This is a genomic window from Streptomyces sp. NPDC013455, assembly GCF_040632975.1.
Lineage (GTDB): Bacteria > Actinomycetota > Actinomycetes > Streptomycetales > Streptomycetaceae > Streptomyces.
In genome coordinates, this window is the sequence record NZ_JBEYCX010000012.1 from 19,602 (window position 1) to 42,464 (window position 22,863).

Genomic DNA, 22,863 nt, shown 5'->3' on the forward strand with positions numbered 1-22,863 from the left:
ATCCGCGCGGGCGGCCGTCCCCGGCCCGGCGCGCGCAGGGCACGGGGCGCCGCTCAGAGGCCGTCCGCCATGCCGAGACCGGTCAGGGCTCCCACCGGGTCGAGGTCCGGGGTGCCCCGGGGCCACCAGTCGTCCCGGCCGGGCTCCGACTCGTAGGCGTACCACAGCCCGTCGCGGCCCAGCCGGAGCTGGACATGGCCGCGCGGGTGGGTGAGGCGGTTGCGCCAGGGCCGGAACGCCGGCAGGTCGGCGGCGAGCAGCAGCGGGCGGGCCCGGTCGAAGCGGCCGGCCGGCGGGTCCCACGGCTCCTCCAGCACGTCCAGCCCCGCCGGCCCACCCTGCCGCCAGGCCGCGACGGCGCGCGCGAGGTCGGCCGGGGTGCGGTCGACGGCGTCGGCGAGCGTGGCGTACAGCGTGCGGGTGGCCGCGGTCAGCCCGGAGCCCGGGCGGGCCGCGGCCAGCCGCACCGCGTCCTGCCACAGCGTCAGACCGCCGACCGGATCGCGTCCGGTGCCCAGCAGCGCGTGGGCGCGGGCGGCCGCGTCGGTCGCCAGCTGGTCCAGGGCGAAGGGGTCCGGGCCGCCCGGGGCCGACGGATACACCGGCGGCTGCTCCGGGTGCGGCGGCACCGGCAACGGCGGGGGCAGCGGCGGGAGGTCACGTGGCGCCAGGGCGTCGGTGGCCCGGACCCCGGGCAGGGTCTGCGGCTGCCGTTCCCGCGCGGCACGGGCGGCGCAGGCGGCGCTGCGCCGGGACAGTGCGTCGAGCAGCTCGCGCTCGCCCCGGCCGCGGAGCAGGAGCAGGACGAAGGGGTCGGCGTCGAGCAGGCGGGCCGTCTGGTAGCAGAGAGCCGCCGCGTGCTTGCAGGGGTGGCCGGAGTCGGGGCAGCTGCACCGCGGGACGAGGTCGCCGGGGCCGGGCAGCAGGGGGACACCGCAGTCGGCGAGGGAGTGGGGCAACTCCTTGTCGAGCAGCGCCGCGATGTGCCCCGGCCGGTCGGCCGCGGCGTCCAGGAACCGCTCCCAGTCCGCGTCCTCCAGGGTCCGCACCCGCACCTGCACCCGGTACGGACGCGGCCGGCTCCCCCGCACGTACGCCAGCACGAGGCCCGGTGTCACGGTGATCGCGTCCACGTGCCCCCGCTCCGCGTAGGCGCGCCCGCGCAGCAGCCGCTTGGCGTCCAGCGCCCCCTGCTCCAGCGCACCGACCCAGGCGTTCCCCCACCAGGTCCCGGCGAACGCCCCGCTGCCACGCCCCTCCCGGACCCCGAACGCCGGGAAGGTGCGCCGGAGTTCACCGTCTCGGTGCGGGGTGGCCATGGTGGCGGGCACCCGGGGGGCGGGGGCGGTCCGGTGGTCCGACGTGGGGGCCGAGTGGGAGGCGGAGGTGGGGTCCGGGGTGAGGGCCGGGTGGGGGGCGGAGGTGGGGGCCGGGGTGGGGGCCGGGTGGGGGGCTGAGTGGGCAGCGGAGGTGGGGGGCAAGTGTGGGGCGGAGGTGGAGGCGGAGTGGGTGGTGGGGGCTGAGTGGACGAAGTCGGGTGCGGGATCCGAGCACGCGGCAGTGGGCGCCGGGGACGTGGCCGCAGGCGCCGGGTGCGAGGGCATGGCGCCAGGCGCCGCAGGCGTGTCAGTGGACGTTGAAGGCGTGCCGCCGGGCGCCGTGGGCGTGCCGCCGGGGGCCCGGGTCGCAGTCACGGGCTCCGTGCTCGCGGACTCGGCCGCGGGGCCCGGATGGGCCTCGGCCGTGGCCGAGCGGTGCTCGTCGGTCCGCGCGGGCGTGCCGGTGCTGTCCGGTTCCCGCCGTGGCTCCTCCGGTGATTCCGGCCAGGTGGGCATGCGGAACGCCGTCGCCAGGTAGTGCCGCATGTCCTGCACGGCCCTGACCTCGGCGGAACGGCCCTGCTGCCCGGACTCGGACCCGGTACCCCGCGAGGGGGGAGCGGGACGCGTCGGGACGCGTGGCTGCGCCGCCTCCGCGCGCATCGCTTCCCGTCGGGCCGCGCGCAGGGCCTGCCGGGCCGCGTCACCGGGACGGCTGCTCACGCCACCACCCGATGCCGACTCCGACGTCCGCGCCGGCCTCGACGCCGACTCCGGCTCCCGCATCGAGTCCGACTCCGACTCGGGCTCCCGCATCGAGTCCGACTCCGGCTCCCGCTTCGAGCCCGGCTCCCGCATCGATTCCGGCACCGCCTGCGGCTCCCGCACCGGCTCCGGCTCCGGCTCCCGCATCGCGTCCGACACCGACTTCGGCTCCGGACTTGGTGCGAGCCGTGCGCTCTCCTCCGGGGCCTCGCCTCCTCCCGAAGCGGTGGGAGAGGCCGGCCGGGGCTCACCGGTACCTCCCCGCCCGGACCTCGCGATCCGCAGTGCCGCTCGGGCCCTGTCGCCGGGCCGTGACTCCGCCGGTTGACGGGGAGCCGTCCCACGCCCGGCGCCGGTGCCGGTACCACCGACGGCATCACCGGCCTCGGCACCACCCGTCACCGCAGGCGCCGCATCCCCGCGCTCGGCCCCCGCACCCTCCGGCACCACTCGGGCCCCGGCCTCCGCGGTCTCCGTCACCTCCCCCGCCACGTCGCCTAGCCCGGCCCCCGCAGTCTCCGTCCCCGCACGCGTCGCGTCCTCCCGCTCGGCGCGCGTCCTCTCCCGCGCCGCTCGCAGGGCGCGGCGGGCGGCGTCGCCGGGGCGGGGGGCGGTGGGGCCCGTCATGGTGTTCTCCGCAGGGAGACGAGGTCGGACAGCTCACGGTCGGTCAGTTCGGTGAGGGCCGCCTCGCCGGAACCCAGGATGGCGTCGGCCAGGGCGCGCTTGGCGGCGAGCATCTCGGCGATGCGGTCCTCCACCGTGCCCTCGGTGACCAGGCGGTGGACCTGGACGGGCTGGGTCTGGCCGATGCGGTAGGCGCGGTCGGTGGCCTGCTCCTCGACGGCCGGGTTCCACCAGCGGTCGAAGTGGATGACATGGCCCGCGCGCGTGAGGTTCAGGCCGGTGCCCGCCGCCTTCAGGGACAGCACGAGGACCGGGGTCTCGCCGCTCTGGAAGCGGTCCACCATGCGCTCGCGCTCCGGCACCGGCGTCCCGCCGTGCAGCAGGTCGACGGGGACCGCGCGGGCGGACAGGTGGGCGGTGAGGAGCCGGGCCATGCCGACGTACTGCGTGAAGACGAGCGCCGAGCCGTCCTCGGCGAGCAGGGTGTCCAGCAGCTCGTCCAGGAGGGCGAGTTTGCCGGAGCGGGCCGCGAGCCGGTCGGCGCGGGCCTCCTCCTTCAGATAGAGCGCCGGGTGATCGCAGATCTGCTTGAGCGCGCCGAGCAGCTTCAGCACCAGGCCCCGGCGGGCCATGCCCTGCGCGGTCTCGATGGCCAGCATCGACTCGCGCACCACCGCCTCGTACAGCGCGGCCTGTTCACGGGTGAGCGGCACGGGGTGGTCGGTCTCGGTCTTGGGCGGCAGCTCGGGCACGATGCCGGGGTCGGACTTCTTGCGGCGCAGCAGGAACGGACGGACCAGGCGGGCCAGGCGCTCGGCCGCCTCCTGGTCCTCGCCGGTCTCCACCGCGCGGGCGTGCCGGGCGCGGAAGGACTTCAGCGGGCCGAGGAGTCCGGGGGTGGTCCAGTCGAGCAGGGCCCACAGCTCGGAGAGGTTGTTCTCCACGGGCGTGCCGGTGAGCGCCACGCGCGCGGGGGCCGGGATGCCGCGCAGCGCCCTGGCGGTGGCCGAGTAGGGGTTCTTCACGTGCTGGGCCTCGTCGGCGACGACCATGCCCCAGGGCCGCTCGGCGAGGTGGGCGGCGGTGGAGCGCATGGTGCCGTAGGTGGTGAGGACGAAGCCGCCGTCGACGCCGTCCAGGGTGCGGCCCTGGCCGTGGAAGCGGTGGACGGGGACGCCGGGCGCGAACCGGGTGATCTCCCGCTGCCAGTTGCCGAGCAGGGAGGCCGGGCAGACGACGAGGGTCGGTTCGGGACGGGCCCGCTTGAGGTGCAGGGCGATGAGGGTGACGGTCTTGCCGAGGCCCATGTCGTCGGCGAGGCAGCCGCCGAGTCCGAGGGAGGTCATCAGGTCGAGCCAGGCGAGGCCGCGCAGTTGGTAGTCGCGGAGGGTGGCGTGCAGGCCGGGCGGCGGGGTGGCCGGGCGCAGGCCGGCGGTGAGGCGGTCGCGGAGGGCGGCCAGCGCGCCGGCGGGGACGACGTCGACGGTCTCGCCGTCGACCTCGGCTTCGCCGGTGAGCGCCACGGACAGCGCGTCGACCGGGTCGAGCAGGCCCAGTTCGCGTTTGCGGGCCTTGCGGACGAGCGCGGGATCGACCAGCACCCAGCGGTCCCGGAGCCGTACCACCGGGCGGTGGGTCTCGGCGAGGGCGTCCATCTCGGCCTCGGTGAGCGGATCGCCGCCGAGCGCCAGCTGCCAGCGGAAGCGGAGCAGGTCCTCGCTCTCGAAGAAGCCGGTGCCGTCCGTCGCCGAGCCGGGCGCGGGGCGGACCACCGCGGCGGCGGTGAGGTCGCGGGCGAGGTCACGCGGCCAGTGCACGGCGACCCCGGCGGCGGCCAGCCGGCTTGCCGCCACGCCGAGCAGCTCGCCCAGCTCCTCCTCGGACAGGGCGAGGACGTCGGGTGCGTCCTGCTCGGCGAGGCGCTCCAGTGGCGGCCACACCCGGGCGGCGCGCCGTACGGCGAGGGCCGCGTCCACGCGCGCGCGGGGGCCGAAGGCCGTGTCGGCCTCGCCCGCCCACAGGGCCGCCGCGTCGGCCACCAGGGTGGGGTCGGCCAGGCTGTGCACCTGCACGACGGCCGCTCCGGCGGCGCGGGCGCCCTCCCCCACGCCGGCGTCGAAGACGTTGTACGCGGCCAGATCCAGGCGGAGTGAGATCCTCACGCCCGCGTCCATCCCGGCGGCGACCTCGGCCGCCCAGGCGTGGGCCGCGGGCAGGTGCTGGGGGTCGCGGGCGGCGAAGGGGCGGCCGGCGGTCCAGGGGGCGGCGGGGGTGCGGGGCAGGGTGTCGGCGACCGCGTCCAGGAAGGAGCGGACGAGGGCCTCCGGCTCGGGCAGCCGGAGCGCGCCGGGGCCCGGGAGGGGCACGGCGTGGCCTTCGACGGGCAGGGCGGCGGCGATCGCGCGCAGGTGGGCGATGTCGTCGGGGTCCAGGGGGCCGGCCCACCAGGCGTCGTGGCCGTCCGGCGTCAGGCCGGGCAGCAGCCGGCCGCGGGCGACGAGCCGCAGCGCGTGCAGGGCGGCGGCGCCCCAGCAGGCGGTGGCCGGGTGGGCGGCCGGGTCGCGGCGGGCGTGGACCAGCAGGGGGAGGGCCTCGGCGAGCGGCAGGGTCAGCGCGGGCACCTGCCGGCGGCGCACGCCTGCGCCATGGCGGCGTACGACCGTCAGCTCCCGTGCGGCGGCGCCGGCCGCCGGGGGCAGCGGGTCGCCGGCGGGGTCCCAGAAGGCGAGGCGGCCCTCGCGGGGCAGGGGCGCGGGCAGGTAGACGGACGCGAGGCGCACCGGGACCGGGTGCCCGGTCCCCGTCGCCACGGAACCTCCCGTGCGCTCGGCCACCGCCGCCGTGCCGCTCATACGTCCTGCCACCTCCCGCCCGTGCCTCGGATCAGCTGTCTCCGACTCTACGGGCGGGGTCTGACAATCGGCTCCGGGGCCGGGTGGCGTTCCCGGCTGGGGGGTGTCTCGTCGATCGGGCCGGATCAGCGAGCGGCGTCCGGTGCCGTGCATCGCGAGGCGGAGGAGGGAGTCGGTGCGGAGGCATGGGCGACCGACGACAACGCGGCGGGGCGCGGTGCCGGGCGCCGGGAGCCCGGGATGATCGGCGAGACACCCCCTAGGGGACCGTGCGGGAGACGACGAACACCTGCGGGCGCTCCGGGTCGGCCAGGTTGACGACCACGTCCTGGGTGGGCGCCGGGTTCTTCTGCCGGTGGGTCAGGCCCCACCAGGGGCCGGGCCCGGCGAAGGTCCAGCCGCTGACCTTGCGGTCGCGCTCGCCGACCGTGATGTCGTCCTCCTTCAGCTGGTCCCGGCGTACGCCCATGGCCTGGAGGAAGCTGTCCAGGCCGGCGGGGTTGGTGCGGAACTGCACGTAGAGGCGACTGGTCTTCCAGTTGTTCGTCTCGTAGTAGGCGATGTCGTCCGCGGGGTGCGGGACCGTCACCTGGTAGAGGCGGCGCTGCACCTTCGACGGCCAGCCCGCGGTGAGGCCGGTCGCCGAGTACTTCGCCTCCTTGTCCTTGCCGCTGTCGCGACTCTGGTTCGCGGAGATCACCAGGTAGCCGGCCGGCACGCCGATGAGGAGACCGATGATCAGCAGGGTGAGGGCCCGCCGCCGGGCCTTGTGGCCCGGCTCCTCGGCGGGCTGCCGCGGCCGCTGTGGCGGGCCGCTCTGGTGGGGCAGCGTCGGGGTCATGCGCTGTCCCGGTCGCGGCGGGCCTGGACGTACCGCTCGTAGCGCTCGAAGCGCTCCACCCGGCGCCGTTTGGCGCGGCGGAACCGGCGGGCGACCAGCCGGGCCAGGTCGGCGGCGCCCACCATGCCGGCCTCGGGGCCGAGCTGGGCGCGGGTGATGCGGGCCTCGGGGCGGTAGCCGCGGCCGGTGAGGTGGCGCTTGAAGGCGTCCCGGGCCGGGCCGATGAGCAGGTCGTCGGCGGCCGAGACACCGCCGCCGATCACGAAGCAGGAGGGGTCGAGGGCGGCGGCGAGGTTGGCGATGCCGACGCCGAGCCACTGGCCGATGTCCTGGAGCAGCTCCACGCACATCGCGTCGCCCTCGCGGGCCAGCTCGGTGATCATCGGGCCGGTGATGTCGCCGATGTTGCCCTTGACGTGCTCGATGATCCCGTAGGCCACCGGGGAGTCGGCCGCGGCCAGCTCCCTGGCCTCGCGCACGAGCGCGTTGCCGGAGCTGTACTGCTCCCAGCAGCCGCGGTTGCCGCACGGGCAGCGGTGGCCGCCGGGGACGACCTGCATGTGGCCGAACTCTCCGGCGACGCCGAACTTGCCGCGCTTGACCTGGCCGTCCTCCAGGATGGCGCCGCCGATGCCGGTGCCGAGGGTGATCATGACGAGGTGGTCCTCGCCGCGGCCGGCGCCGAAGCGCCACTCCGCCCAGGCGGCGGTGTTGGCGTCGTTGTCCACCAGCACCGGCACGGAGAGCCGGCTGGCGAGGCGGTCGCGGAGGGGTTCGTTGCGCCAGGACAGGTGGGGCGCGAACAGCACGCGGTTGCGGTCGGCGTCGACCCAGCCGGCGGCGCCGATGCCGACCGCGTGCACGTCGTGCCGGTCGGACAGGTCCAGGACCAGCTCGGCGATGGTGTCCTCGACGACCTTGGGGCTCTTGGACTTGTCCGGGGTCTCGGTGCGGAGCTTCTCCAGGATGTTGCCGTCGGCGTCCACGACACCCGCCATGACCTTGGTGCCGCCGATGTCGATGCCGACCGTGGGCACGCGGGGCGCGGTCAGGTGTGACCGGCGCTCTCGGGTGCCGACGGTGCGCAGGACCGGGGCTCGGCGGGAACCGATGGGGGCGGTGAGGTCGCGGTAGGTGCTCATCGCTTGTCGATTCTGCCGCACGCTCACGCCCGGTGCTGCGCGGGGCGGGCGGGAGGTGTGCGCGTCCGGCGCCGGGCGCGGGTACGCCGTGGTGTCCCGCGCCCCGCGGCGGAGCCGCATGCCGGTACCGCCCCGCGGCTCAGCATCACGGCGCTACGGCCGCGCGCGCCGTGGCGCAGCCTCATGGCGCTACGGCCGCGCGCGCCTCAGCCGCGCTGGAGTTCATGGCGGAGGGCATCCAGGTCGGATCCCCCGGCCATCTGCTGGGTCAACTCGTCGAGCGTGATGTCGTCCCGTGTGTGGTGGCCCACCATCGTGCCGCGCCTCAGCAGCACGAACCTGTCGCCCACCAGGTACGCGTGGTGCGGGTTGTGGGTGATCAAGACAACACCCAGGCCCTCGTCCCGTGCCGCTGCCACATACTTCAGCACCACACCGGACTGCTTCACGCCCAGTGCCGCCGTCGGCTCGTCCAGGACCAGCACCTTCGCGCCGAAGTGGACCGCCCTCGCGATGGCCACGCACTGGCGCTCGCCGCCCGACAGCGTGCCGATGGGCTGGTCGACGTCGCGCAGGTCGATGCCCATGCGGAGCAGCGCTTCGCGGGTGGTGCGGCGCATGAGGCCGGTGTCCAGCCGCTTGAAGGGCCCGGCGCCCTTGCGGGGCTCGGAGCCGAGGAAGAAGTTGCGCCAGACCGGCATGAGGGGGACGACGGCCAGGTCCTGGTAGACCGTGGCGATCCCGCGGTCCAGGGCCTCACGCGGGGAGGAGAAGACCGTCTCCTCGCCCTCGACGCTCAGGGTTCCGCCGTCATGCCGGTGCAGGCCCGCGATGATCTTGATCAGGGTGGACTTGCCGGCCCCGTTGTCGCCGAGGACGCAGGTGATCTCCCCGGGCTCGACCCGCAGCGAGACGCCTTCGAGGGCGCGGACCGTGCCGTAGTACTTGCTGACGCCGGTCAGCTCGACGAGAGTCACTTGGCGGCCTCCGCACGCTTGCGGACCCAGGCGTTGAGCAGGGTCGCGAGGAGCAGCATCGCTCCGAGGAAGAACTTGAACCAGTCGGGGTTCCACTCGGCGAAGACGATGCCCTTGCTGGTCATGCCGAACAGGAGCGCGCCCACGGCCGAGCCGACCGCGCTGCCGTAGCCGCCGGTGATCAGGCAGCCGCCGATGACGGCCGCGATGATGTAGATCAGCTCGTTGCCGACGCCTTCGCCGGACTGGACGGCGTCGAAGGAGAACAGCAGGTGCTGGCCGGAGATCCAGGCGCCGAAGGCGACGCCCATGTAGAGGCCGATCTTGGTCTTCGCGACCGGGACGCCGACGGCGCGGGCCGCGTCCTCGTTGCCGCCGACGGCGAAGATCCAGTTGCCGGCGCGGGTGCGCAGCAGGATCCAGGAGGCCAGGGCCACCAGGCCGAGCCACCACAGGATGGTGACCTTGACGTCGACGCCGCCGACGGAGAGCGTCGAGGCGAACACCGCGTGGGCGCTCGGGAAGCCCTCCATGTCACCGATGGTCTTGGTGGAGACGGTGCCGTCGATCAGCTTGGTGAAGCCGAGGTTCATGCCGGTCAGCATCAGGAAGGTGCCCAGCGTGACGATGAAGCTGGGCAGCTTCGTGCGGGTGAGCACGTAGCCGTTGAAGGCGCCGATGGCGAGGGTGACCAGGAGGGACACGCCCACGCCGACCCAGGTGTTGGCCGTCATCTGGTAGCTGAACATCGAGGAGACCAGCGCGGAGGACGTCACCAGGACGCCCGCCGAGAGGTCGAACTCGCCGCCGATCATCAGCAGGGCCACGGGTACGGCCATGATGCCGATGGTCGAGGAGGCGTACAGGACCGTGCTGAGGCTGGAGGCGCGCAGGAAGCCGTCGGCGGCGACGGCGAAGAAGACGAGGACGGCGAGGGCGCCGACGACCGAGCCCAGTTCGGGGCGGGCGAGCAGCTTCCGCCACGGGGAGACGCGCAGGAGCCTCTCGTCGGCCGTCTCGTCACCGGTGCGGTCCACGGTGGCGGTCATCGGGTGCCCCGCTCGGTGTACTCGGCCAGCTCGGCCGCCTGGTCCTTGGTGATGATCTGCGGACCGGTCAGCACCGGCTTGCCGCCGCCGAGGACGTCGCCGTTGTACTTGTACAGCCACAGCAGGTCGACGGCCTGGTAGCCCTGGAGGTACGGCTGCTGGTCGACGGCGAAGCCGAGGGTGCCGTCCTCCAGCGCGCCCGCCACCTTGGCGTTGAGGTCGAAGGTGTCGATCTCGGCCTTGCTGCCCGCGTCGGTCCGCGCCTTCACGGCGGTGTCGGCGTAGGGGGCGCCGAGGGTGACGACGGAGTCGATGGACTCGTCGGCCTGGAGCTTGGCCTCGATCGCGGACTGCACGTCGGGCATGTTGGTGCCGTTGACGTAGAGCTTGCGCAGCGTGCCGCGGAAGGTCTTGGCGATGCCGTCGCAACGCTGCTCGTGACCGACGTTGCCCTGCTCGTGCAGCACGCACAGGGCCTTCTTCCTGCCGCGCTCGTTCAGCTCGTCCCCGACGGCCTCGCCGGCGATCGTCTCGTCCTGGCCGATGTGGGTGAGGGCGCCGAACGCCTTGGACTCGGCGGAGCCGGAGTTCACCGTGATCACCGGGATGCCGGCCTTCTCGGCGCGGGCCACGGCGGCCTTCATGGCGTCCGGCTTGGCGAGGGTGAGGATGATGCCGTCGACCTTCTTGTCCACGGCCGCGTCCACCAGCTGGGCCTGCTGCTGGGCCTCGTCGTCGTGCGAGTACAGGAACTCGATGTTGTCCTTGACGGCGGCCTGCTCGGCGCCGCTCTGCACGATGTCCCAGAAGGTGTCGCCGTCCCCGGAGTGGGTGATCATCGCGAAGGTCCAGCGCGGGGTGTTCACCGCCGCCCTGCCCTGGGCGGCGGCGGCCTTGCGGGCGTCCTCCGCCCGCTTGCCGCCGGTGCTGCTGCATCCCGCCAGGGACACGGAGAGTGCCCCCGCCAGCGCTATGCCTACCCAGGTCCGAAACCGTGCCACGAGGCCGTGCCCTTCTTGTTGTGTTCCTGCTTGGTGTGTTCCTGCGTTCCGACGCGCGTGAGGGGCGGGCGACCTCGTCGCCGGCGTGTCCCGACGGCGACCTCACCGGCCCCGAACACTCCAGTATCGAACACGGCGGACACCCATGACACGACCGGGGAGCACCGGCCGGTCACCTTGTCCGGACATTGCGACGAACGTCCAGGGAGCCGTCAGGGCCGGACGAGCAGCTGGAACTCGAAGGAATAGCGGCTCGGGCGGTAGGTGTGGTCGCCGAACTCCACCGCCCGGCCGGTGTCGTCGAAGGTGGTGCGCTGCATGGTGAGCAGCGGGGCGCCCTCGGCCTCGGCGAGCCGCTCGGCCTCGGCGGCCGTGGCGCCGCGCGCGCCGATGGACTGGCGGGCGCTGTGCAGGGTGATCCCGGCGGACCGCATGAGCCGGTAGAGGCCGGTCGCCTCCAGCTGGTCGGTGTCGAGGTCGAGCAGGCCCGGCGGGAGGTGGTTGATCAGGTAGGCCATCGGTTCGCCGTGCGCGAGCCGGAGCCGCTCGATGCGGTGGACGTCGGCGCCCTCCGTGACCCCGAGGGCGGCGGCGACCTCGGTGGAGGCCGGCACGACCGTGTTGACCAGCACCTTGGTCGCGGGGCGCTGGCCGGCCGCCTCCAGGTCGTCGTACAGGCTGCTCAGTTCGAGCGGGCGCTTGACCTGGCTGTGCACGACCTGGGTGCCGACGCCCCGGCGGCGGACCAGGAGCCCCTTGTCGACCAGGGACTGGATGGCCTGGCGGACGGTCGGCCGGGACAGGCCGAGCCGCGCGGCCAGCTCGATCTCGTTGCCGAGCAGGCTGCCCGGGGTGAGGCCGCCGCGCTCGATGGCGGCCTCCAGCTGCTGGGAGAGCTGGAAGTACAACGGCACCGGGGAGCTGCGGTCCACACGGAGGTCGAGCGACACGGTCGGGTTGGCATCTGGTTTCGGCACGGGCCCGAGCGTAGTCCCGTGCATGGTTGACGGGAAGTCGTGTAGTCCGATTGTCCTGACATACACGTTGACAGGGTACGGGGTCGGCCCTCACTTTGGTCTCATGCGCATCGGGGTCATCGGTACGGGCCGCCTCGGCACCCTCCACGCGAGGACGCTCAGCCGTCACCGCGAAGTGGGCTCCCTGATCCTGACGGACGCGGACCCGGCACGGGCGCAGGCCCTGGCGCACCGGCTGGGCGAGACCGCGGCGCCGGGCGTGGACGAGATCTTCACCTGGGGGGTGGACGCGGTCGTGATCACCACGGCGACGGCCGCCCACGCGGAACTCATCGGCCGGGCGGCCCGCTCGGGCCTGCCGGTCTTCTGCGAGAAGCCGATCGCCCTCGACGTGCCGGGCACGCTGCAGGCGCTGACCGAGGTGGAGACGGCCGGAACGGTGCTGCAGATGGGCTTCCAGCGACGGTTCGACGCGGGGTACGCCGGCGCCCGGGAGGCCGTGCGCTCGGGCCGGCTCGGCCGGCTGCACACCGTACGCGCGATGACCTGCGACCCGTCCCCTCCGCCCGCCGAGTGGCTGCCGCTGTCCGGCGGGCTGTTCCGGGACACGCTGATCCACGACTTCGACGTGCTGCGCTGGGTGACGGGCCGCGAGGTGGCCGAGGTGTACGCCACCGGGTCGGACGGCGGGCCCGCGATGTTCCGGGAGGCCGGGGACGTGGACACCGGCGCGGCGCTGCTCACGCTGGACGACGGCACGCCGGCCACGGCGACGGCGACCCGGCTGAACGGCGCGGGGTACGACGTCCGCATGGAGCTGGCCGGGGAGCGTGACACCGTGGTGGTGGGCCTGGACGACCGTACGCCCCTCGCCTCCACCGAGCCGACCGGACCGCCGCCCGCCGACAAGCCGTGGACCGGCTTCCTTGAGCGGTTCGGGTCCGCGTACGAGGCGGAGCTGAACGCCTTCGTGGAGGTGGTGCGCGGCGAGCGGGCCAACCCGTGCGACGGCCGCGAGGCGCTGCAGGCGCTGCGGATCGCCGAGGCCTGCGAGGTCTCCCGGCGCGAACGGCGGCCGGTGGCCCTCGCGGAGATCCCGGGCCGGGAACAGCCCTCGTAGGACCCGCGGTGCGGACCGGCCCGGGCGGGCGGCACGGCAGCCCCGGCCACGTCGTGTACACCGCCGACAACCGGCCGGTGTGGGCCAGCAACACACAGGGCAGCCCCGGCGACAACACCAACATCACGCGCTTCGGCCAGGTCCGGGTGGGCTACAACGCCCTGACCGACTACTGCGTCCAGGCCGGCCTCGCCCGGCTGCCCGGTGGGGAGGGCCGGGCGGGGTGAACTCCCGGGAAATTCACCGGACCTGACGGTTAACACTACCTGCTTGTCATTGACATGCCATGCTCTACGCGCGTCACGATGAGGGCATGAGAATCCCCCACAGCCTCACTCGCATCGGCGCCGCAGCCGCCGTCCTGTCCGCGCTCCTCGTCGGCGGCACGGTCTCCGCCACCACGGCGAACGCCGCGGTCGGCAGCATCTGCCACAGCGCCCTCCCCGCGCAGGCGTACGACACCCTCGACCTGATCGACCAGGGCGGCCCGTACCCGTACGCGCAGGACGGCACCGTCTTCCAGAACCGGGAAGGCGTCCTGCCCCGCCAGTCCTCCGGCTACTACCACGAGTACACCGTCATCACCCCCGGCTCCTCCACGCGCGGGGCACGGCGCATCGTCACGGGCCAGCGGTACGAGGAGGATTACTACACCGCCGACCACTACGCCACGTTCAGGCTGATCGACTTCGACTGCTGATCGACTTCGACTGCTGAGGCCGGCGCCGGATGCTCCTCGCCCCGCGTTCCCCCCACAGCCGTACCGGCGCGGGGCGAGGCCGTCCCCGGCTCAGCCGGTGTGCGTCGAGAAGAGTCCGCCGGTCGGGCCCTGCTTGTCGCCGCCCTGGGCCTTCTTCAGGGCGTTGGCGAGGCTCTCGATGGTGAGGGACTGGAGGATCACCCGGCCGTTGCCCTCCAGGGTGGCCAGGGACAGGCCCTCGCCGCCGAAGACGGCGTTCATGATGCCCTGCCGGTTGAGGCCGCCGACGCGCTGGACGCCGTACTGGATGCCCTCCTCGAAGGCGACCACGCAGCCGGTGTCCACCTCGATCCGGCCGCCGAAGTCGGCCGGGTTCAGGTCGATGAAGTTGCCCGCACCAGCGATGATCACCGTGCCGTGCCCGGTGAACTTCTCCAGGATGAAGCCCTCGCCGCCGCTCGTGCCGGTCCGGCCGCCGGCGAAGGCGATGCCGAACTCGACGGTGGACTCGGCGGCCACGAAGGCGTCCTTCTCGGCGAACCACGCGCGGGTGCCGTCGAGTTCCAGGGCGCGCATCTCGCCGGGGAGCACGCCTGCGAAGCCGACCGTGCCCTCGCCGCCCTGAGCGGTGAAGTACTGGAAGGCGAGGGACTCGCCCGCGAGCATGCGCTGGCCGACCTGCATGGCGGTCCCCATGGCCTGGCGCAGCAGCCCGCCCATGCCGCCGCCACCGCCGCCCTGCTGCTGTCCGCCGCCTCCGGACGGTCCGGACAGCCGGGTCTCCATGGTCACGCCGGTGGTCTTGAACAGGAACTTGCCGGCCTCGCAGTACACGGTCTGGCCGGGGCGCAGGTTGACGACCGCCATCTGCATGGCGTTGCCGACGATCTCTTGCTGAAGGGTCACGTGAGAGAGAACGCGGGAGGCGGACGGAAGAGTTCCGGGTCCGGGGGAAGAGCGGCCGCCGGAGTGACACGCCGCCGGGAAAGCAGTGGCCGCCGGAATGGCCGGCGGCCACGTCGTCCGGTCTCAAGGCCGGGAGCCACGAGAAACACGTGGGGCGCCCCGGTGCTGTCGAGCCGGGACGCCCCACGCGGGCGCGGGGGCGGATCAGCCGCCGAGCTCCTGGTGCCGGGCGGCCAGCCGGGCCGCGCCCTGCTCCGTCAGCGAGCCGAACAGGCGCAGGCGGGATATGCCGCCGTCGGGGAAGATGTCGATCCGGGCGTGAGTGCCGGCCACCGGCGCGGGCAGGACGAAGCGGTGGTTGGTGTCGGGCTGGAGGCGGGTGCGCGGCAGGACCTCGGCCCACTCGCCCTCCGCGCCGTCCCGCACCGACACCGACGCCCAGCCGGCGCTGTTGCCCTTCAGGTAGGCGGTGTCGATCTCGATCGCCCGGATCAGGGACTGGGCCACCAGCCGGTAGCGAATCCAGTCATTGCCCTGGTCGCGGCGGCGCCGGGTCTCCCAGCCGTCGTCCATCTTGCGGGAGCGGCCCGGCTGGATGGTGTTGGTGGCCGGGGAGTAGAAGAGGTTGGAAGCGTCCTCGACCTGACCGCCGTTCTCCAGGGCGACCACGTCGAAGGTGCCGAGGACGGCCAGCCACTCCGGGTCCGGTACGACCTCGCCGTACACGCGCAGGCGGGCGATGCCGCCGTCGGGGTGCTGGTTGATCCGCAGGTGCGTGAAGCGCTGCTCACAGGAGACGGCGAACCCGTTCGCCGCGTGACCGCCGACGGCCGTGCGCGGGACGAGCGTCGTCCACTTCACCTCGTCGGAGAGCAGCTCCTGCGGGGAGGGCGAGCCGGGTACGCAGGTGCCCTCGACGGAGACGGCCTGCGGGTAGTTGCCGCGGAAGTGGGCGGTGTCGACGATGATCCCGCGGATCACCCCGGGCGCGCCGAGGCGGACCAGCGCCCAGTCGTGGTCCTCGGCGGTCGGCCAGGGGTGCTCGGCGGAGGCACCGCGCCGGCGGCGGGTCTCCCAGCCGTCCATGACCTTGCCCTTGTGGCCGAAGTGCTCGGGGTCGAATTCGGCGCGCTCGGGCACCAGCAGGTTCTCCCGCTGGGCGAAGAACTCGTCGTTGGCGGCGACGACGCCGGCGCCGAGCTGCCGGTCGGCGAGGTTGGCGTACTGGGTGAAGGGGAAGTCGGCGGTGCGGTAGTCCGCGTACGGGTCGCCGCCTCCGTAGGGGTTCGCGTCGCCGGTGAAGCTGGCCCAACTCGATTGTTGCTGCGCCGTCACGGTGATCAGGGGGTCCTTTCTGGAGTCGGCCGGGGTGCGGAGGGGTCCGTCGCCCGGGCGGGGCCGGGAGCGCGGGGGAGGGTCACTGGGGGCGGTCGAGCAGCCGGCCCTTCGGCTCGGTGAACTCGCCGTCGGCGACGATGCGCTCGCCGCGCAGCCAGGTGGACTTGACGACGCCGTGGAGGGTCCTGCCGGCGTAGGCGGTGACCCGGTTGCGGTGCTGGAGACCGGCCGGGTCGACGGTGAAGGTCTCGTCGGGGGCGAGGACGGCGAAGTCGGCGTCGCGGCCGGCCTCGATGGCGCCCTTGCGGTCGAGACCGACCAGGGCGGCGGTGCGCGTGGACATCCAGCGCACCACGTCCTCCAGGCCGTGGCCGCGCTCACGGGCCGCGGTCCACACCGCCGACAGGCTCAGCTGGAGGCCGGAGATCCCGCCCCACGCGGTGGCGAAGTCGTCGGTCTTCAGGTCGGCGGTGGAGGGCGAGTGGTCGGTGACCACACAGTCGATGGTGCCGTCGGCGAGGGCCTCCCAGAGCAGGTCCTGGTTGGCGGCCTCCCGGATGGGCGGGCAGCACTTGAACTCGCTGGCGCCGTCCGGGACCTCCTCGGCGGTCAGGGTGAGGTAGTGCGGACAGGTCTCCACGGTGACGCGGACGCCCTCGGCGCGGGCGGCGCGGATCAGCGGCAGCGCGTCGCTGGAGGAGAGGTGCAGGATGTGCACGCGCGCGTTCAGCCGCCTGGCCTGGGCGATCAGCGTGGCGATGGCCGTGTCCTCGGCGTCGCGCGGGCGCGAGGCGAGGAAGTCGGCGTACTTCGGGCCGCCGTGCTGCGGGGCGGCCGCCAGGTGGTGGGGGTCCTCGGCGTGCACGATGAGCAGTCCGTCGAACCCGGCGATCTCGGCCAGCGACCGGGCGAGCCGGTCCTGGTCGAGGTGCGGGAACTCGTCCACGCCGGACGGGGACAGGAAGGCCTTGAAGCCGAAGACGCCGGCGTCGTGCAGCGGGCGCAGGTCCTTGACGTTGTCGGGCAGGGCGCCGCCCCAGAAGCCGACGTCGATGTGCGCCTTGTCCCGGGCGACGTCCTGCTTGATCCGCAGGTGCTCGACGGTGGTCGTCGGCGGGAGGGAGTTGAGCGGCATGTCGACCAGGGTGGTGATGCCGCCGGCCGCCGCCGCGCGGGTGGCGGTCCAGAAGCCCTCCCACTCGGTGCGGCCCGGGTCGTTGACGTGTACGTGGGTGTCGACCAGGCCGGGCAGCAGGACGTGGTCGCCGACGTCCTCCAGCCGGGCCCCGGCCGGTACCTCGGCGTCGTACGGCAGGACGGCCGTGATGGTGCCGGCGGACACGGTGACCGTGGCGGCCCGCGTCCCTTCCGGAGTGATCACGCGCGTCGAGCGCAGCACCAGTTCAGCGTCGGACACCCGAACCCCTTTCTCTACCGCCGTTGTACGTCCAGGAAACGGGATTTACAGCCACGTAACGGACTTCAACGTTCTGTTGAAGGAGTCTTCACTCCCACTCCCCCGCCGTCAAGAGGCACACTTCAGGGCAACGGGGACCGATCGTCCGGCTCTAGACGTTTCCACAAAGCGGAATTAGAATTCCAGCAGGCAGAACGTAGCTACGCACAAGCAGGGAGTCAACCGGCTGCCGGGTAGGCTTCTGCCCTCCTGCCACCCCGAAAGGAACGCGCCGTGCCGACGTCCAGCGCCAGCACCACCGACTCCGCCAAGCCCTCCGCCGCCGGCGGTGTGCAGTCCCTGGAGCGCGCCTTCGACCTGCTCGAGCGGATGGCGGACGCGGGGGGCGAGGTCGGCCTGAGCGAGCTGTCCGCGGCCAGCGGGCTGCCGTTGCCGACCATCCACCGGCTGATGCGCACCCTGGTCGCCTGCGGTTACGTACGGCAGCAGGCCAACCGGCGGTACGCGCTGGGCCCCCGGCTGATCCGGCTGGGCGAGTCGGCGTCCCGGCTGCTCGGCACCTGGGCGCGCCCGTACCTGGCCCGGCTGGTGGAGGAGACCGGCGAGACGGCCAACATGGCGCTGCTCGACGGCGACGAGATCGTGTACGTGGCACAGGTGCCGTCGAAGCACTCCATGCGGATGTTCACCGAGGTGGGCCGGCGGGTGCTGCCGCACTCGACCGGTGTGGGCAAGGCGCTGCTGGCCGGCGTGCCGGACGAGGAGGTGCGGGCGCTGCTCGCGCGCACCGGCATGCCCGCGGCCACGGACAAGACCATCACCACGCCCGAGGGGTTCCTCGCCGCGCTGGAGGACGTGCGGCGGATGGGGTACGCCGTCGACGACAGCGAGCAGGAGATCGGGGTGCGGTGCCTCGCGGTGTCCGTCCCCGACTCCCCGACGGCGGCCGCCATCTCCATCTCCGGCCCCGCCGGGCGCGTCACCGAGGCGGCGACGGAGAAGATCGTGCCGACGCTCCAGCGGGTGGCCACGGAACTGTCCCAGGCGCTGGCCAGCTCGGGAGGCTGATCCCGGCGGGATCGCACACAAGCGGCGGCGCCCCCGGGGCAGCCGCCCTCCATCGTCCCCAGGCGCCGTCCCGCCGCCCCTCGCCGGGGCCGCGGCCGCCGGGCCGGGCCAGGCGGACGTCGGCACCACCACCGTGAACGCCCCGTCCGGCAACCGGTGCCGGCAGCCACCCGCACCCACCGCCGACCGGCACATCCTTCCCCCGCGTGCGGCGGGCGGCGCCGTCGCGGGTCCCTCAGCGGCGTGGCGGCTCCCCGAACAGGTCCACCGCCTCACGCACCCCCCGCAGCCCCCTCGCCAGCGCGCTCACCGAGCCGATCGCCCCGGCTATCAGCAGCAGGGAGCCACGCAGGCGCGGGATCTCCGGCGGACCGCCCGCAGCCATCGCCGCCAGGGCCGCCAGTTCGTCCTCGGCTATCGCCCGGTCGGGGAAGTCCGCCGGTAACGCGGCGAGTTCGCGGCGCAGGCGGGACACCGCGGTCCGCAGTTCCGCCACCCTCGGGTCCTCGTCGCTGCCGGTCACCGGCCTCTGCTCCAAGCTCCGCAACACAGCCCTCCCCCTGGCACGCCGTCGTGCGCGGGTCAGTAAACGCCACCCCGTGCGGGAGCGCCACAGCGCGGACCGAAATTCAGCCCAACGGAACGGGCACCGGAACAACCGGCCGGTTCCGCCGCCGTCGGGTATGCAGGACCCATGACGGACAACCGGGATCTTCGAGGGGACGTCGCGGGGCTGCTGCTCGCCGCCGGCGGCGGCAGGCGGCTCGGCGGGCGCCCCAAGGCACTGTTGCCGCACCGGGGCCGGCCTCTGGTGGAACACGCGGCCGGGGTGCTGCGCGCGGCCGGGTGCGGGCGGATCCACGTGGTGCTCGGCGCCCGGGCGGACGAGGTGCGGCGGCGCGCCGAGCTGCCCGGCTGCGTCCTGGTGGACAACCCGGACTGGGCCGAGGGCATGGGCACCTCGCTGCGCGCCGGCCTGGACTCGCTCGCCGGTACGGGCGCGATGGCGGCCCTGGTGTCCCTGGTCGACCAGCCCGGCATCGGGCCGGCCGCGGTGGCCCGGGTGCTCGCCGCGTACGAGAACGGAACGTCGCTGGTCTCGGCCGCCTACGCGGGGGTGCGCGGACACCCGGTGCTGTTCGGTGCCGCGCACTGGGCGGGGATCGCCGGGACGGCCACCGGGGACCGCGGGGCGCGGGCCTACCTGGCGGCGCACGAGGCCGGGATCCGGCTCGTGGAGTGCGGGGACGTCGCCGAGCCGTACGACATCGACACCGAGGCCGATCTGAGCCACCTTGAGTGAACGGGGTGGCACCGAGCGCCACCTTGCCTCGACTCAGAGAATCTCGACATCAACAAACCATTGAAGTTCCACGATGAGGAAACTACTATCCACTGATCAGAAGCGCCTGTCCGCACAGCGGGCGCTGAACGCCCTATTCGTGCCGCTTGGCACTTGGTGCCACCCGCTGAAGGAAGTGACAGCTCATGTCCGCACCAGCGCCGTCTCCGCTGGCCATCGTCGACGCCGAGCCCCTGCCCCGGCAGGAGGAGGTCCTCACGGACGCGGCGCTCGCCTTCGTGGCGGAGCTGCACCGTCGGTTCACCCCGCGCCGTGACGAACTCCTGGCCCGCCGGGCCGAGCGCCGCGCCGAGATCGCCCGCACCTCCACGCTCGACTTCCTGCCCGAGACGGCGGCCGTCCGCGCGGACGACTCCTGGCGGGTCGCCCCCGCCCCGGCCGCGCTGAACGACCGGCGCGTGGAGATCACCGGCCCGACCGACCGCAAGATGACCGTCAACGCGCTCAACTCGGGCGCGAAGGTCTGGCTCGCCGACTTCGAGGACGCCTCGGCGCCCACCTGGGAGAACGTGGTCCGCGGCCAGATCAACCTGATCGACGCCTACACCCGGAACATCGACTTCACCGACCCCGCGTCCGGGAAGTCGTACGCCCTGCGGCCCGACGAGGAGCTGGCGACCGTCGTCATGCGCCCGCGCGGCTGGCACCTGGACGAGCGCCACCTCGTGGACGCCGACGGCACCCCCGTCCCCGGCGCCTTCGTCGACTTCGGCCTCTACTTCTTCCACAACGCCCAGCGGCTGCTCGACCTCGGCAAGGGCCCGTACTTCTACCTGCCGAAGACCGAGTCGCACCTCGAGGCCCGCCTGTGGAACGAGGTGTTCGTCTTCGCGCAGGACTACGTCGGCATCCCGCAGGGCAGCGTCCGGGCCACCGTTCTGATCGAGACCATCACGGCCGCGTACGAGATGGAGGAGATCCTCTACGAACTGCGCGACCACGCCTCCGGGCTGAACGCCGGCCGCTGGGACTACCTGTTCTCCATCGTCAAGAACTTCCGCGACGGCGGGCCGCAGTTCGTCCTCCCGGACCGCAACGCGGTCACCATGACCGCCCCGTTCATGCGGGCCTACACCGAGCTCCTCGTCCGCACCTGCCACAAGCGCGGCGCGCACGCCATCGGCGGCATGGCGGCCTTCATCCCGTCCCGCAAGGACGCCGAGGTCAACAAGGTCGCCTTCGAGAAGGTCCGCGCCGACAAGGACCGCGAGGCGAACGACGGCTTCGACGGCTCCTGGGTCGCCCACCCCGACCTGGTGCCGATCGCCATGGAGTCCTTCGACAAGGTCCTCGGCGAGAAGCCCCACCAGAAGGACCGGCTGCGCGAGGACGTCCGCGTCGAGGCCGGCGACCTGATCGCGATCGACTCACTCGACGCGAAGCCGACGTACGCGGGCCTGGTCAACGCCGTCCAGGTCGGCATCCGCTACATCGAGGCCTGGCTGCGGGGGCTCGGTGCGGTCGCCATCTTCAACCTGATGGAGGACGCGGCCACCGCCGAGATCTCCCGCTCGCAGATCTGGCAGTGGATCAACGCCGGGGTGGAGTTCGAGAACGGCGACCGGGCCACGCCGGAGCTGGCCCGCAAGGTCGCCGCCGAGGAACTCGACGCCATCCGCAAGGAGATCGGCGAGGAGGCGTTCGCCGCCGGGCACTGGCAGCAGGCGCACGACCTGCTGCTCCAGGTCTCCCTGGACGAGGACTACGCCGACTTCCTCACCCTGCCGGCGTACCGGCAGCTGCGCGGCTGAGCGGCCCCGGCCGGCCGGGAGGCACCCGCCCGGCCGGACGGCCCTACTTCTCCGAGTGGCCCAGGGACTTCCCCGGGGCCACCCGGTCGCGTACGAGCCGCTTCACCGCCGTGGGCTCCGGGAAGCCGTGCTCGCGGCGGTCCCACACCACCTCGCCGTCGACGCGCACCACGAAGACCCCGCCCGTGCCCGGCTTCAGCGACAGCTCGGTCAGCTCGGCCTCGAAGGTCGTCAGCAGCTCCTGCGCCAGCCAGGCGGCACGCGGCAGCCAACGGCACTGGGTGCAGTACTCGATCTGGACCGTCCGACTCATCGCGGGTGCACCGACCAATCCTGTTCCGCCGCCGGCTTGCCGTGCAGGTCGGGGACCCACTTCAGCCAGTCCGGACGGCCCGCCTGGGTTCTGGCCGCGCGGGCGGCCTCCTCGGCCGCGAGCTGCTCGCGGCCCGGGAAATCGGTGGGCAGCCACTGGGGCGAGAGCCGGACGCGTTCCACCAGGTAGCCGACGTAGGCGTCCCGGACGTCGTCGGGCGTGGCGAACCCGGCGTCCTCGGCGAGCCAGGCGTCCGGCACCTCGGCGACGATGCCGCGCAGCAGCTCCTCCGTCACCCGGGGGGCCAGCTCGGCGTCGGCGGCGCGCACGTCGGGGCCGTAGTGGCCGAGGGCGTGGTGGCGGAAGTCGTACGCCCTGCCGGGCGTGGTGGTGTCCCAGCGGTGGTGGAAGACCAGGGCCGCGCCGTGGTCGATGAGCCACAGGCGCGGGGGCGTGGTGCCGAACGTGGGCCAGACCATCAGGTTGGAGCTGTGCACCGTACGGTCGACGTTGGCGGTCAGCGCGTCGAGCCAGACGATCCGGCCGGCCTCCAGCGGGTCCACCGGGAACGTCCGGGCGATCTCCGGGGTGAAGTCCCGGGCACCCGGCAGGTGGTCCATGCCGAGGTTGACGCCCGCGCTCGCGCTGTGCAGCTCGCGGACCTCCTGGTGCGGCTCGGCGGCGGCGACGGCGGGGTCGAAGTGGACGAGGACCAGCTCGGGGAAGCGCAGGCCGAGCGCGCGGGCGAGTTCCCCGACGATGATCTCGGCGACCAGCGCCTTGTGGCCCTGCGCGGATCCGGTGAACTTGACGACGTAGGTGCCCAGGTCGTCGGCCTCCACGAGCGCGGGGACCGAGCCGCCGGAGCGCAGGGGTTCGAGGTAGCGGGTGGCGGCGACTTCCCTCAGCATGCCGGGGGCCCCGATCGCTCGTCCGCCGTGCGTTCCGCGGTCGCCTCCGCGGTGCCGCGATCCGGGAAACGGCCACGAGCAGTCCTGGTGCGAGGACGCGGAGTGCCGGCCTGCATGCTCGTCCCTCTCCCCTCCGCGGTCCGTCGATGACGGCGCCGCCCTCGCTCGTCGGCCTCGGGCATGGAAGTGAGCATAGTAACCAAGCGTGACAGCCGGGGAGGAAGCCGGGCCATCAGGCCGGCCGAAGGCGGACTCTTCGGATAATGGCCCGCCGATCGGCATCCGCCCTTTCTGATGCCAGACGTCACCGGTCGCACCGCATTGACGTCCCCGGCACGGAACCGGTGCATTCACACGCGCCGGACGGTTTTGGCCGCACTTCGCATCGCGTGCCACCGAATTTCCCGGGCGGTACGACGAGAATTG

21 protein-coding genes are annotated in these 22,863 nt (G+C 73.5%); 7 read left to right on the forward strand and 14 right to left on the reverse strand.

All coding sequences use genetic code 11. From position 1 onward, the window contains the following. Window positions 1-53: 53 nt before the first annotated feature. On the reverse strand, window positions 54-1,982 hold the full coding sequence (locus ABZ576_RS20230; protein ID WP_360742688.1) for an SWIM zinc finger family protein: 1,929 nt from the start codon (window positions 1,980-1,982) through the stop codon (window positions 54-56). Here ABZ576_RS20230 and ABZ576_RS20235 point away from each other — a divergent pair. After that, the gene (locus ABZ576_RS20235) at window positions 1,864-2,412 is read left to right on the forward strand and encodes a hypothetical protein (protein ID WP_360742719.1); all 549 of its coding nucleotides are present in this window, start codon (window positions 1,864-1,866) and stop codon (window positions 2,410-2,412) included. The genes ABZ576_RS20230 and ABZ576_RS20235 overlap by 119 nt on opposite strands. Before the next feature lie 295 nt (window positions 2,413-2,707). Here ABZ576_RS20235 and ABZ576_RS20240 read toward each other — a convergent pair whose 3' ends face one another. From ABZ576_RS20240 to ABZ576_RS20270, 7 genes are all read right to left on the reverse strand, one after another. Next, the gene (locus ABZ576_RS20240; protein WP_360742180.1) at window positions 2,708-5,563 is read right to left on the reverse strand and encodes a DEAD/DEAH box helicase; all 2,856 of its coding nucleotides are present in this window, start codon (window positions 5,561-5,563) and stop codon (window positions 2,708-2,710) included. A gap of 259 nt (window positions 5,564-5,822) precedes the next feature. Continuing rightward, the gene (locus ABZ576_RS20245) at window positions 5,823-6,404 is read right to left on the reverse strand and encodes a sugar kinase (RefSeq protein WP_360742183.1); all 582 of its coding nucleotides are present in this window, start codon (window positions 6,402-6,404) and stop codon (window positions 5,823-5,825) included. After that, a complete protein-coding gene (locus tag ABZ576_RS20250; RefSeq protein ID WP_360742186.1) occupies window positions 6,401-7,546 on the reverse strand; it encodes an ROK family glucokinase in 1,146 nt (381 codons plus the stop codon). The genes ABZ576_RS20245 and ABZ576_RS20250 overlap by 4 nt, the downstream gene beginning before the upstream one ends. Window positions 7,547-7,752: 206 nt before the next feature. Continuing rightward, window positions 7,753-8,523, reverse strand: coding sequence for an ATP-binding cassette domain-containing protein (locus ABZ576_RS20255; RefSeq protein WP_360742189.1), 771 nt, complete (start codon window positions 8,521-8,523; stop codon window positions 7,753-7,755). After that, window positions 8,520-9,572, reverse strand: coding sequence for an ABC transporter permease (locus tag ABZ576_RS20260; RefSeq protein ID WP_360742192.1), 1,053 nt, complete (start codon window positions 9,570-9,572; stop codon window positions 8,520-8,522). Before ABZ576_RS20260 ends, ABZ576_RS20255 begins: the two co-directional genes overlap by 4 nt. Continuing rightward, entirely contained in the window at window positions 9,569-10,573 is a 1,005-nt protein-coding gene (locus ABZ576_RS20265; protein ID WP_360742195.1) for a sugar ABC transporter substrate-binding protein, read from the reverse strand. The genes ABZ576_RS20260 and ABZ576_RS20265 overlap by 4 nt, the downstream gene beginning before the upstream one ends. Window positions 10,574-10,785: 212 nt before the next feature. Further along, window positions 10,786-11,523 carry a GntR family transcriptional regulator gene (locus ABZ576_RS20270; RefSeq protein ID WP_360742691.1) on the reverse strand — a complete coding sequence of 246 codons (738 nt, stop codon included), beginning with the start codon at window positions 11,521-11,523 and terminating at the stop codon, window positions 10,786-10,788. Between the two features lie 130 nt (window positions 11,524-11,653). Here ABZ576_RS20270 and ABZ576_RS20275 point away from each other — a divergent pair, with 130 nt between their 5' ends. The 3 genes from ABZ576_RS20275 to ABZ576_RS20285 all read left to right on the forward strand — a co-directional run bounded on the left by ABZ576_RS20275 (window position 11,654) and on the right by ABZ576_RS20285 (window position 13,370). Then, on the forward strand, window positions 11,654-12,670 hold the full coding sequence (locus ABZ576_RS20275) for a Gfo/Idh/MocA family oxidoreductase (RefSeq protein WP_360742198.1): 1,017 nt from the start codon (window positions 11,654-11,656) through the stop codon (window positions 12,668-12,670). An 8-nt stretch (window positions 12,671-12,678) separates the two neighbouring features. Further along, window positions 12,679-12,897 carry a hypothetical protein gene (locus ABZ576_RS20280; RefSeq protein WP_360742201.1) on the forward strand — a complete coding sequence of 73 codons (219 nt, stop codon included), beginning with the start codon at window positions 12,679-12,681 and terminating at the stop codon, window positions 12,895-12,897. Between the two features lie 86 nt (window positions 12,898-12,983). After that, window positions 12,984-13,370, forward strand: a complete 387-nt coding sequence (locus ABZ576_RS20285; protein WP_360742204.1) for a ribonuclease domain-containing protein — start codon at window positions 12,984-12,986, stop codon at window positions 13,368-13,370. 90 nt (window positions 13,371-13,460) lie between these two features. On the opposite strand, the gene ABZ576_RS20290 is transcribed toward ABZ576_RS20285, so the two are convergent. From ABZ576_RS20290 to allB, 3 genes are all read right to left on the reverse strand, one after another. Beyond that, window positions 13,461-14,276 carry an AIM24 family protein gene (locus tag ABZ576_RS20290; RefSeq protein WP_360742207.1) on the reverse strand — a complete coding sequence of 272 codons (816 nt, stop codon included), beginning with the start codon at window positions 14,274-14,276 and terminating at the stop codon, window positions 13,461-13,463. Between the two features lie 204 nt (window positions 14,277-14,480). After that, on the reverse strand, window positions 14,481-15,611 hold the full coding sequence (alc, locus tag ABZ576_RS20295) for an allantoicase (RefSeq protein ID WP_360742210.1): 1,131 nt from the start codon (window positions 15,609-15,611) through the stop codon (window positions 14,481-14,483). A gap of 82 nt (window positions 15,612-15,693) precedes the next feature. Then, window positions 15,694-17,031, reverse strand: a complete 1,338-nt coding sequence (gene allB, locus ABZ576_RS20300) for an allantoinase AllB (protein ID WP_360742213.1) — start codon at window positions 17,029-17,031, stop codon at window positions 15,694-15,696. 273 nt (window positions 17,032-17,304) lie between these two features. Between allB and ABZ576_RS20305 the strand changes: the two genes are divergently transcribed. Further along, window positions 17,305-18,099, forward strand: coding sequence for an IclR family transcriptional regulator (locus ABZ576_RS20305; protein ID WP_360742216.1), 795 nt, complete (start codon window positions 17,305-17,307; stop codon window positions 18,097-18,099). 235 nt (window positions 18,100-18,334) lie between these two features. Here ABZ576_RS20305 and ABZ576_RS20310 read toward each other — a convergent pair whose 3' ends face one another. Then, entirely contained in the window at window positions 18,335-18,649 is a 315-nt protein-coding gene (locus ABZ576_RS20310; RefSeq protein WP_360742219.1) for a DUF5955 family protein, read from the reverse strand. A 144-nt stretch (window positions 18,650-18,793) separates the two neighbouring features. Between ABZ576_RS20310 and ABZ576_RS20315 the strand changes: the two genes are divergently transcribed. Together ABZ576_RS20315 and aceB are read left to right on the forward strand one after the other, a co-directional pair. After that, the gene (locus ABZ576_RS20315) at window positions 18,794-19,402 is read left to right on the forward strand and encodes a nucleotidyltransferase family protein (protein ID WP_360742222.1); all 609 of its coding nucleotides are present in this window, start codon (window positions 18,794-18,796) and stop codon (window positions 19,400-19,402) included. 185 nt (window positions 19,403-19,587) lie between these two features. After that, window positions 19,588-21,213 (forward strand): malate synthase A, encoded by a 1,626-nt coding sequence (gene aceB, locus ABZ576_RS20320; protein WP_360742225.1) that lies wholly within the window; start codon window positions 19,588-19,590, stop codon window positions 21,211-21,213. 43 nt (window positions 21,214-21,256) lie between these two features. Here the strand turns inward: aceB and ABZ576_RS20325 are convergent, their stop codons facing one another. Then, the gene (locus ABZ576_RS20325; protein WP_360742228.1) at window positions 21,257-21,526 is read right to left on the reverse strand and encodes a SelT/SelW/SelH family protein; all 270 of its coding nucleotides are present in this window, start codon (window positions 21,524-21,526) and stop codon (window positions 21,257-21,259) included. Then, window positions 21,523-22,437, reverse strand: coding sequence for a HipA family kinase (locus ABZ576_RS20330; protein ID WP_360742231.1), 915 nt, complete (start codon window positions 22,435-22,437; stop codon window positions 21,523-21,525). The genes ABZ576_RS20325 and ABZ576_RS20330 overlap by 4 nt, the downstream gene beginning before the upstream one ends. Window positions 22,438-22,863 lie beyond the last annotated feature (426 nt).